Here is a 10,047-nt window from a genome sequence, read left to right on the forward strand (position 1 = left end):
AACTGTTTCGACGGGATGCTGCACCATCGGATCGACGATGTGCGGGAGGCGTTGACGATCGATCAGTCGGTGCCGATCGTGACGTGTGACGCGCGCAACCGGGAGTCGACCAAGCAGACGCTGATCACGCTGGTCGAGCACTCGATGCGCAAGTGGATGACCGTGCGCGCCTGACCGGACACGGCCGGCCGGCGCGTGCGCGCCGGGCTTCGCGGGGCTCGCATGGCACCATGTGCCGTACGGGCCCCGTGGTGTGTCCGGGGTCGCGATCCGTTGCCGGTGGCGCAACCCCGGCGGCGGCATGGCGTCCTGACACACGTAGTCTGAGAAGTGCTTAAGATCTTCTTGACGAAGACTTGGCCGATGATGGGTGGCTGATGGATCCCAGGAACACCGGTATGGACGTGCCGTCCGGCCACCTCGACGGCGAGCTGCCGACCCGGACGGCCGCGGCGGTCGCCGCCGGCAATCTGGCGGCCCGGCTGTCCAAGGTCGCGGGCGGCGCCGGCGGCATCATCGGCGGCCGCGTGACGCTGGCGCTGGACCCCAACGCGCTGGCCCGGCTGTGCAAGGACCGCACGGTCGCGCTGGTCACCGGCACCAACGGCAAGACCACCACGACCATGATGCTGGCCAAGGCGATGAGCGTGATCGCCCCGGTCGCCACCAACCACACCGGCGCCAACATGCCCGACGGCCTGGTCGCGGCGCTGTCCACGGACCCGACCGCGCCCGTCGGCGTGCTGGAGATCGACGAGAACTACCTGCCGAAGATCTCCGACGCGGTGCAGCCGGCGGTGATCGTGCTGCTGAACCTGAGCCGCGATCAGATGGACCGGGTCGGCGAGGTCCGGCACACCGAGCGGCACCTGCGCACCGCGATCGCCCGCCTGCACAACACGACAGTCGTGGCCAACTGCGACGACGTGCTGGTCACCTCGGCGGCGTACGACGCGCCCCGGACGATCTGGGTCAGCGCCGGCGGCAACTGGCGCGGCGACTCCACCTCGTGCCCGCGCTGCGGCATGCGGGTGCACGGCGGCGCGACCGACTGGTACTGCGACTGCGGCTTCGCCCGTCCGACGCCGACCTGGTCGGTCGTCGACGGCAAGATGACCAGCCCCACCGGCGAGTCCGTCGAGCTGCGGCTGCGCCTGCCCGGCAGCGCCAACGAGGCCGACGCCACCCTGGCGCTGGCCGCGTCCACGCACCTGGGCGTGCCGCTGCGGCCGGCGCTGGAACGGATCCGCACCATCACCGGCGTCGGCGGCCGGTACACCACGCTGGTCCGCAACGAGCGGGTCGTGCGGCTGCTGCTGGCCAAGAACCCGGCCGGCTGGGCCGAGACGCTGCCGCTGCTGGCCAAGAGCCCGGACCACCCGATCATCATCGCGATCAACGGCCGGGAGGCCGACGGCCGCGACAAGTCGTGGCTGTGGGACGTGCCGTTCGAGCGGCTGGCCGGCCGGACGGTGATCGCCACCGGCGAGCGGTCGGCCGACCTCGCGGTGCGGCTGACCTACGCGGACGTGGCCCACCAGCACGTGCCCGACCCGTACCAGGCGATCGACTCGCTGCCGCCCGGCGCCATCGAGCTCGTCGCCAACTACACCGCGTTCCGGGACCTGAAGTCGGGGTTGAGCAATGGTTCGTGACTCTGTCGTGCGCATCGGCCTGGTGCTGCCGGACGTGCTGGGCACCTACGGCGACTCCGGCAACGCCACCGTGCTGCGCAAGCGCCTGGAGTGGCGGGGCTACCGCGCCGAGGTCGTCGACCTCGCGGTGGGCGAGCCGGTGCCCAGCTCGCTGGACTTCTACCTGCTCGGCGGCGGCGAGGACCGGGCGCAGACGCTGGCCGTCTCGCACCTGACCGCCAATCCGGGCATGCAGGCGGCGGCCGGCCGCGGCGCGGTCGTGCTGGCCATCTGCGCCGGCCTCCAGATCCTGGGCCACGACTTCACCGGCACCGACGGCGTCACGTACAGCGGCCTGGGCCTGCTGGACGTGCGGACCACGCCCGGCACCGGCGCGCGGGCCGTCGGCGAGCTGCTGACCACGCCGGACCCGGCGCTGCTGGCCACGTCCATGACCGGGTTCGAGAACCACCAGGGGCACACCCAGCTGGGCCCGAACGCCCGGCCGCTGTCCAAGGTCGTGTACGGCACGGGCAACGGCGACGGCGCGGACGGCGCGTACGCGGGGCACGTGGTCGGCACGTACATGCACGGCCCGGTGCTGGCGCGGAACCCGGAGTTCGCCGACCTGCTGCTGGGCTGGGCGATCGGCGCGCCGCTGGCGCCGCTGGAGATCCCGGTGATCGAGCAGCTGCGCGAGGAGCGGCGGCGGGCCGTGCAGGCCATGGCCAACCGGCGCAAGCGGTTGCTCAAGTTCTGATGACGCTCGGGGACCCGCGGCCGGCGCTGCCGTCGCTCGGGCTGAGCCCGCTCAGCCCGGTGACGAGCCGCGCCGACCTGGTGGCCGAGGCGATCCGGACGGCGGTGCTGTCCGGCAAGATCCGGCCCGGGGACACGCTGGTGGAGCGGCGGCTGGCCGCGGAGCTGGGCGTGTCGAAGACGCCGGTCCGGGAGGCGTTGATCATGCTGGCGTCGAGCGGCCTGGTGGTGCTGACGCCGACCCGCGGCACGACGGTGCGGGTGCTGGACGCCGACGACCTACGCAAGATCCAGGAGGTCCGGCTGCTGCTCGAGCCGTGGGCGGTGGCCGCGACGACGCGGCTGGGGTCTCCCGATTCGGTGACCCGGGCGCGGGCGGCGCTGGCCCGGTCGGCGGCGCACCTGGACACCGTGGATCACGGCGAGCTGAGCATGGCCAACCGGGACTTCCACCGGGCGCTGTATGCGGGCTGCGGCAACGAGTTCGTGGTGGCGAGCCTGGACGAGGTGCGGGACCTGGCCGCGCTGGCGGCGGTGAGCCTGCTGTGGCCGCACTGGCCGACGTGGCGGGCCGAACACGTGGAACACGAGGGCATCCTCAAGGCGGTGGCCGCCGGCGACGCCGAATCCGCGCAACGCCTGACCCGCCAGCACATTGAGTTGTCCGGCCACCGAGCCGCCGACGCCATGACCGGCTGAACCCCGCGAGTCGCGCTCAGCACCAGACCGAATGTGGGTTTCGGGCGAATCTGAGACCTGAAGCTCGTTTCTGCCTAAAACCGTATTTCGGTGTGTCTGTGAGCGTGACTCGCGGGGGTTTCACTCGGCCACGGACTTGAGCCAGGCGGTTACTTCGGCCTTGCCGGAGTCGGGGAGTTCGCTGATCGGCGGACGGACGGTACGGGTGCAGAGGTCGAGCTGCGCCAGCGCTTCCTTGACGACGGTGACGTTGTCGGCGCTGCCGTTCGCGGCGCGCAGATCCTCGAACGGCTTGAGCCGTTGCCACAGGTCACGGGCGCCGGGCCGGTCACCGGCGGACAGCGCCGCGAAGAATCGCAGCGACAGTTCCGGCGTGACATTGGCCAGGCCGGAGGTGAATCCCTCGGCGCCCACGGGCCAGAAGAACGGGGCCCAGGTCTCGGCGAGGCCGCACACCCAGACCAGGCGGTCCTCCTCGACGGCGGCGACCGCCGCGCCGAAGGCGACCGGGTCCGGCACGGCGTACTTGACGCCGACGAAGTTGGGGGCGACGCGGGCCAGCTCGGCCACCGCGCCGGCGGGGATGTGCGGGCTGCGCAGGTAGCAGACGACGCCCAGTTCCGGGACGGCGTCCGCGACGGCCCGGTGGTAGTCGACCCAGCCCGCGGCCGACAGGTAGGGGTGCACCGGCTGGTGGACCATGATCGCGCCGGCGCCGGCACTGCGTGCGGTGCGCGCCGACGCCACGGCGGTCTGCACGTCGTATCCGACGCCGGCGACCACCAGCGCGCGGCCCGCGGCCTCCTCGACGGTCAACTCCAGCGCCTGATCCCGCTCGACGGCGGTGAGCGAGTAGAACTCGCTGGTGTTGCCGTTCGGGGTGACCACGTCGATCCCCGCGTCCAGGGTCCGCCGCAGCACCGACCGATAGCCGGGGCCGTCGACCTGCCCGGCGCCGTCGAACGGGGTGACCGTGATCATCACCACTGAGCGCAGCGCCCGCTTGACGTCCTCCAGCATCTCCACCCTCTCCTCCTGGTATCTGGTATACCAACATAGACGACCAGCTCATCGGCGGCAATAAGCGACGTCGAATGGCGCATTGCGGGACGCGTTCGGCGTGCACCTATCCGTGGTATTTCTCGCTTGGTCCGGCTCCGAAACCGGTGGCGATGCGATACGGTGGGAATGAGCTTGTGCTAATAGTCATACGTCAGGTGGAGCAACCATGGCACAGAAGACGATCGTCGAACTCGTCGACGATCTGGACGGCGGTGTTGCCGCGGAGAGCGTCGCATTCGGCCTCGACGGCGTCGAGTACGCGATCGATCTGTCCACTGAGAACGCGAAACGCCTGCGCGATTCCCTGTCCGCGTATGTGGACAAGGCACGCAGGGTGGGCGGCCGCAAGCAGCGCGCGATCGGCCGGCCCGCCGGTCGCACCGGCGACAAGGCGCAGAACCAGGCCATCCGGGAATGGGCGCGCAGCCAGGGCGAGAAGATCTCGGACCGCGGCCGCATCCCGTCCGAACTGGTGACGCGTTTCCAGGCCGCGCATTGAGCTCGTAGCTAGGGGTGAGGTGTGCCGGCGGAGAGCGCCGGCCACATCTCGCTCAATGTGTCTTGCGGGGCTCTCGCCCCACACCCCAAGCCAGGGCGGGCTTCGCCCCCCTGGACCCCCCTTCGGGCTCGCTTCGCTTCGCCCCTGCACCTCCAGGCCGTAGTGCCGCCCGCCGCCATAATTAGTCTAGCCTTACCTTACTTGGGACTGGGTGAGGGAGGCTTGGGTGAGCACGACCGGACGGGACGTCCTCCGCCGTTCGATCGCCGGGCAGGGGCGGTCGGTGGCGCTGGCATCGCTGCTGACGGCGGGCCACCAGGGCGGCGAGGCGCTGGTGCCGGTGGTGATCGGCGTCGTGATCGACCAGGCCGTCGCGGGCGCCTCGGCGCTGACGCTGGTGGCCTGGCTCGCGGTGCTGGGCCTGCTGTTCGCCGCGCTGTCGACCAGCTACCGGCTGGGCGCGCGGTTCGCCGAACGCGCCGCCGAACGCGCCGCCCACGAGCTGCGCCTGGACATCGCGCGCCGCGTGCTGCACCCCGCCGGCGGCACGGAGGCCGGCAACCTCGCCGGCGAACTGGTCAGCATCGGCACCTCGGACGCCAAACGGGTCGGCACCGTCAACAACGTGCTGCCGTTCGGTGTTGCCGGCATGGCCGGTCTGCTCGTGACGGCGATCGTGCTGCTGACCCGCTCAGTCCCGCTCGGACTGCTGGTCCTGCTCGGCACTCCCCCGCTGCTCTACCTCGCCCACCTGATCGGCAAGCCGCTGGAGCGCCGCAGCGAGGCCGAGCAGGAACGGTCGGCGTTCGCCTCCGGCGTCGCCGCCGACCTGGTCGCGGGGCTCCGGGTGCTCAAGGGCGTCGGGGCCGAGCGCGCCGCGATCGACCGGTACCGCCGGACCAGCCGGGATTCGCTGCGGGCAACACTGCGAGCCGCACGGGCCCAGGCGTGGCACGACGGTTCGCTGCTGGCGCTGACCGGGATCTTCATCGCGGTGGTCGCGCTCGTCGGCGGAAACCTCGCCGCGGCGGGACAGATCAGCATCGGCGACCTGGTCGCCGCGGTGGGCCTGGCGCAGTACCTGATCACGCCGTTCTCGATCTTCTCGTGGGTCAACGGCGAGCTCGCGCAGGGCCGGGCGTCGGCCGGGCGCATCGCCGACGTGTTGGCTGCGCCGCCCGCGGTTGGCACCGGCGCCCGTGCGCTGCCGGTGCCCTCGACCGGACACGTCCAGGTGCGGGGGTTGAGCCGCGGTGCCCTTCGCGACGTCGAGTTCGAGGCCAGGCCGGGCGAACTGCTGGGCGTCGTCGCCACCGATCCCGCCGCCGCGACCGACCTACTCGATTGTCTGGGGCGGGCGGCGGATCCCTTGTCCGGCAGCGTTTCCGTCGATTCGATCGATCTGTCCACCGTGGATTCTCAACGGGTTCGCGAAGTGGTGCTGGTCGCCGCGCATGACGCCGACCTGTTCGCCGGCACGATCGTCGAGAACGTCTCCACCGGGCCTCTGGTCGAGGACGCCCTGACCGCGGCCGCCGTGGACGAGGTCGCCAGCGCTTTGCCCGACGGCGTGCAGACTGCCGTCACCGAACGGGGGCGGTCGCTGTCCGGCGGCCAACGGCAACGCGTCGCGTTGGCTCGGGCGCTCGCCGCCGACGCTCCGGTGTTGGTGCTGCACGACCCGACCACCGCCGTAGACACCGTCACCGAGGCCCGGATCGCTGCCGGTCTCGCCTCGATGCGGCGCGGCCGTACAACGATCCTGGTCACCACCAGCCCCGCGCTGCTGTCCGCGACCGACCGGGTCGTGCTCCTCGACGACGGACGTGTTGTCGACCAGGGCAGTCATGCCACGCTCGCCGTGCGGGCCGACTACCAGGCGGCGGTGCTGGCATGAGCCGTGAGCTGCTGCCCGTCGCCGACGGGCGTCGAATCCGTGCCGTCGTCGGCGAACTTCTCGGTCGCGCCAAGGGCCGCACCGTCGCCGCGTTCGCCATTCTCGTCGGGGCCACGGCGATCGGGCTGCTCACCGCCCGCCTGCTCGGTGGCGTGGTGGACCTGGTCGTGGCCCACCGGCCGGCCGCCGAACTGGTGCCGCCGGTGGTCGGACTCGTCGTGGTCGCCGTGACGCAGGCGGCCGCGGCCGCCGTCGGCGTGTCGCTGGTGGCACGGCTGGGCGAGACCATCCTCGCCGAGCTGCGTGAGCGATTCGTCGAACGGGCCCTGGGCCTGCCGCTCGACCAGCTCGAACGGGCCGGTTCCGGCGACCTCACCGCCCGTGTCACCAATGACGTCTCGGTCGTCGCCGACGCCGTCCGGCGGGCGATGCCCGAGCTGGGGCGATCGCTGCTGACCGTCGTGCTGACGTTCATGGCCCTGGCCGTGCTCGACTGGCGGTTCCTGCTGGCCGCGTTGGTGGCCGTGCCGATCCAGGTCTACACCGTGCGGTGGTACGTGCCGCTGGCCAAGCCGCTGTACGCCAGCCAGCGAGAAGCCGTCGGCAGTCAACAACAGCAGCTGCTCGACACCATCGGCGGCGCGCGGACCGTCCGCGCTTTCCGACTGGGTGATGCCCATCTGGACCTGGTCGGGCAACGTTCTTCGGTTGCCGTCGACTTGGCGCTGCGGGGCGTCCGGCTCGTGACCCGCTTCTACGCCCGCATCAACCTCGCCGAATTCGTCGGCCTGTCGTCGATCCTGGCCGTCGGTTTCCTGCTCGTCGGCGCCGGTTCGGTGAGCGTCGGCGTGGCGACGGCCGCGGCGCTGTACTTCCACAGCCTGTTCGGGCCCATCGGCACCGTGCTCGCCATGGTCGACGACGCCCAAGCGGCCGGCGCGTCGCTCGCCCGGATCGTCGGCGTCGCCGATCTGCCCGCGGCGGTCGAACCGGCTCGGGTTGCACGGCCGGTCGACACCTCCGTCAAGACTTCGGGGGTCGGTTTCGCCTATGTGGACGGTCATCCCGTGCTTCGTGGCGTCGATCTGGAGGTCGCGGCCGGGGAGCGGGTGGCGCTGGTCGGTGCGAGCGGCGCCGGCAAGACGACGCTGGCGAAGTTGATCGCCGGAATCCACGAGCCGTCCGCCGGGTCGATCATGCTCGGCGGGGTTGCGTTGGAGGAACTGGGCGTCGCGGGCACCCGGCGGACGGTGGCGTTGATCAGCCAGGAGGTGCACGTCTTCGCCGGCTCGCTGGCGGACGATCTGCGACTGGCGCGGCCTTCGGCCACCGAGGACGAAATGCTTGCCGCGCTGGAGAAAGTCGGCGCATTGTCCTGGGTGGACAGTTTGCCGGACGGCCTGGCGACGGTTGTCGGCGAGGGCGGGCATCAGCTCACCGTCACACAGGCTCAGCAGCTGGCGCTGGTTCGTTTGGTGCTGGCCGATCCGCCCGTGGCCATTCTCGACGAGGCCACCGCCGACGCCGGCAGCGCCGGCGCCCGGGTGCTGGAATCCGCCGCGTCGGCGGCCTTGGCGGGGCGGACCGCTTTGGTTGTCGCACACCGGCTCACGCAGGCGGTGGCGTCGGATCGCGTTGTGGTGCTGGACGCCGGGGCGGTGGTGGAATCCGGAACGCATGAGGAGCTGGTTGCTGCCGGCGGGCAGTACGCGAGGCTCTGGGCGGCCTGGTCGGGGCAGCGGGGATAGCAACAGCCCGCCGGGAGCCCCAGATCTCCCGGCGGGCTGTCTGGCCAGACGGCTTCAGCGGTCCATGGCGTCGGCCAGGGACTTGGGACGCATGTCGGTCCAGTTCGCCTCGACGTGGTCCAGGCACGCCTGTCGGGCGTCCGGGCCGTGGGCGACGCGCCAGCCGGCGGGCACGTCGATCGCGGCCGGCCACAGGCTGTGCTGGTTCTCGTCGTTGACCAGCACCAGGTATGTGCCGTCCTGGTCCTCGAACGGGTTGGTCACAAGAGCCTCCTCAGGACACGATGTCGGTGCGGGCGGACTTGACCACGTCGACGACCTTCTGGATCACCGGGGCGGCCAGCACGGGGTTGAAGCGCGGCTCGGTGGACCAGTCGGCGACCTGGCCGGCCTTCACGGCGGGCAGCTGCGCCCAGGTCGGGATCTGCGCCAGCTGCTGGCGGGACAGCGCGAAGGTCCGGGCGTCGCTGAGGATCAGGTCGGCGGGGTACTTGGCGGCCTGCTCCCAGCTGAGCGTCTCGAAGTAGTCGTCGCTGCCGGCACCGCTGACGATGTCCATGCCGAGATCGCGGTAGTAGGACAGGTCCGCGAAGAACTCGGGCTTGCAGACGTACAGGTTGTCCTTGTCGCTGGAGACGACGAGCACCTTGAGCCCCGGCCTGGCCTTGATCGCGGCCTTCAGATCGTCGGACGCCTGCTGGAAGTCGGCCTTGGCCTTGGTGATGGCGGCGGACTTGGCGTCGCCGCCGAGCGCGACGGCCAGGTCCTCGTAGCGGGCCATGACCTTGGGCCACGTGACCTTGTACTCGGACAGGGCGACGACGGGCGCGATCTGCTGCACCTTGGTCGCGAGGTCGTCCTTGATCACCCACAGGTCGGCCGGCTTGGCCCCGGTCAGGCCGGTGACGACCAGATCCGGCTTCAGGGCGGCGAACTTCTCCATGCTGAAGTCGTCCCACGCGTTGCCGATGGACGTCTCGGCGGCCAGGTCGACGTTGCCGACCTGGACCTCCTTCTTGCCGTCGGCGGTCTTCTGCGGACCGAAGACGCCGACCGCGTGCACGCCGTAGTCCCACAGCGCCGCGGCCGAGCTGGCGTAGGCCACGACCCGGGTCGGACGCTGGTCGCGGGCGGCCTTCTGGCCACGGTCGTCGGTGAACGACCACGGGCCGGTCGCCGCGGCCGCCGGCTTGTCGCCGGCGCCGCACGCGGCGAGCGCCGTCACGGCCGCGAGGCCGCCGGCCCCGATCAGGAATCCACGCCTGCTCAACACGGACATGCGAACCTCTCGCCACTTCTTAGGGTAGGCATACCTTAGTTACCGATCGAGCCGACGGCAACAGCCCGGCCGGTCAGCTGGGCCGGCGCGCCCGGAACGGGCTCGGCGGGGTCGTGTCCGATGTGGACCTGGCGGTTGTCGGCGTCCACATGCACCACCCGCGGCCGGTGCGCGGCGCGCTCGGCCTCCTCGACCTGGGCGTAGGTGATGATGATCACGAGGTCGCCGGGGTGGACCAGGTGCGCCGCCGCGCCGTTGACGCCGATCACGCCGGAGCCGGCGTCGCCGGTGATGGCGTAGGTCTCCAACCGCGCGCCATTGGTGATGTCGACCACCTGAACCCTCTCCCCCTCGACGATGTCGGCCGCCGCCATCAGGTCCGCGTCGATCGTCAGCGACCCCACGTAGTGCAGGTCGGCCTGGGTGACCGTGGCCCGGTGGATCTTGCCGTTCATCAGGGTGCGGTGCAT

At 71.2% G+C, this 10,047-nt stretch carries 10 protein-coding genes and 1 pseudogene; 7 read left to right on the forward strand and 4 right to left on the reverse strand.

Features of this window, described 5'->3' with window-relative positions; genetic code table 11:
• The 4 genes and pseudogenes from BCF44_RS58275 to BCF44_RS48975 all read left to right on the forward strand — a co-directional run.
• Nucleotides 1-174, forward strand: a pseudogene (locus BCF44_RS58275) (ATP-binding protein); the annotation flags it as partial.
• A gap of 203 nt (nt 175-377) precedes the next feature.
• Nucleotides 378-1,655, forward strand: a complete 1,278-nt coding sequence (locus BCF44_RS48965) for a DUF1727 domain-containing protein (RefSeq protein WP_246016261.1) — start codon at nt 378-380, stop codon at nt 1,653-1,655.
• Nucleotides 1,645-2,394, forward strand: a complete 750-nt coding sequence (locus BCF44_RS48970) for a type 1 glutamine amidotransferase (RefSeq protein WP_116181454.1) — start codon at nt 1,645-1,647, stop codon at nt 2,392-2,394. The genes BCF44_RS48965 and BCF44_RS48970 overlap by 11 nt, the downstream gene beginning before the upstream one ends.
• The gene (locus tag BCF44_RS48975) at nt 2,394-3,092 is read left to right on the forward strand and encodes a GntR family transcriptional regulator (protein WP_116181455.1); all 699 of its coding nucleotides are present in this window, start codon (nt 2,394-2,396) and stop codon (nt 3,090-3,092) included. Before BCF44_RS48970 ends, BCF44_RS48975 begins: the two co-directional genes overlap by 1 nt.
• A 120-nt stretch (nt 3,093-3,212) precedes the next feature.
• On the opposite strand, the gene BCF44_RS48980 is transcribed toward BCF44_RS48975, so the two are convergent.
• Nucleotides 3,213-4,112: a dihydrodipicolinate synthase family protein gene (locus tag BCF44_RS48980; protein ID WP_116181540.1), complete on the reverse strand. Its 900-nt coding sequence runs from the start codon at nt 4,110-4,112 to the stop codon at nt 3,213-3,215.
• A gap of 208 nt (nt 4,113-4,320) precedes the next feature.
• Between BCF44_RS48980 and BCF44_RS48985 the strand changes: the two genes are divergently transcribed.
• The 3 genes from BCF44_RS48985 to BCF44_RS48995 all read left to right on the forward strand — a co-directional run bounded on the left by BCF44_RS48985 (nt 4,321) and on the right by BCF44_RS48995 (nt 8,298).
• A complete protein-coding gene (locus BCF44_RS48985; protein WP_116181456.1) occupies nt 4,321-4,653 on the forward strand; it encodes a histone-like nucleoid-structuring protein Lsr2 in 333 nt (110 codons plus the stop codon).
• A gap of 226 nt (nt 4,654-4,879) precedes the next feature.
• Nucleotides 4,880-6,550 (forward strand): ABC transporter ATP-binding protein, encoded by a 1,671-nt coding sequence (locus tag BCF44_RS48990; protein WP_116181457.1) that lies wholly within the window; start codon nt 4,880-4,882, stop codon nt 6,548-6,550.
• A complete protein-coding gene (locus BCF44_RS48995; RefSeq protein WP_116181458.1) occupies nt 6,547-8,298 on the forward strand; it encodes an ABC transporter ATP-binding protein in 1,752 nt (583 codons plus the stop codon). Before BCF44_RS48990 ends, BCF44_RS48995 begins: the two co-directional genes overlap by 4 nt.
• A 54-nt stretch (nt 8,299-8,352) precedes the next feature.
• Here BCF44_RS48995 and BCF44_RS49000 read toward each other — a convergent pair whose 3' ends face one another.
• The 3 genes from BCF44_RS49000 to panD are packed head-to-tail and all read right to left on the reverse strand — an operon-like array spanning nt 8,353 to nt 10,047.
• Nucleotides 8,353-8,562, reverse strand: a complete 210-nt coding sequence (locus tag BCF44_RS49000) for an MbtH family protein (protein WP_116181459.1) — start codon at nt 8,560-8,562, stop codon at nt 8,353-8,355.
• A gap of 10 nt (nt 8,563-8,572) precedes the next feature.
• Nucleotides 8,573-9,571, reverse strand: a complete 999-nt coding sequence (locus BCF44_RS49005) for an ABC transporter substrate-binding protein (protein WP_379798258.1) — start codon at nt 9,569-9,571, stop codon at nt 8,573-8,575.
• Nucleotides 9,572-9,612: 41 nt separating this feature from the next.
• The gene (panD, locus tag BCF44_RS49010; RefSeq protein ID WP_116181461.1) at nt 9,613-10,047 is read right to left on the reverse strand and encodes an aspartate 1-decarboxylase; all 435 of its coding nucleotides are present in this window, start codon (nt 10,045-10,047) and stop codon (nt 9,613-9,615) included.

Origin of the sequence: Kutzneria buriramensis (assembly GCF_003387475.1) — a bacterium.
GTDB lineage: Bacteria > Actinomycetota > Actinomycetes > Mycobacteriales > Pseudonocardiaceae > Kutzneria > Kutzneria buriramensis.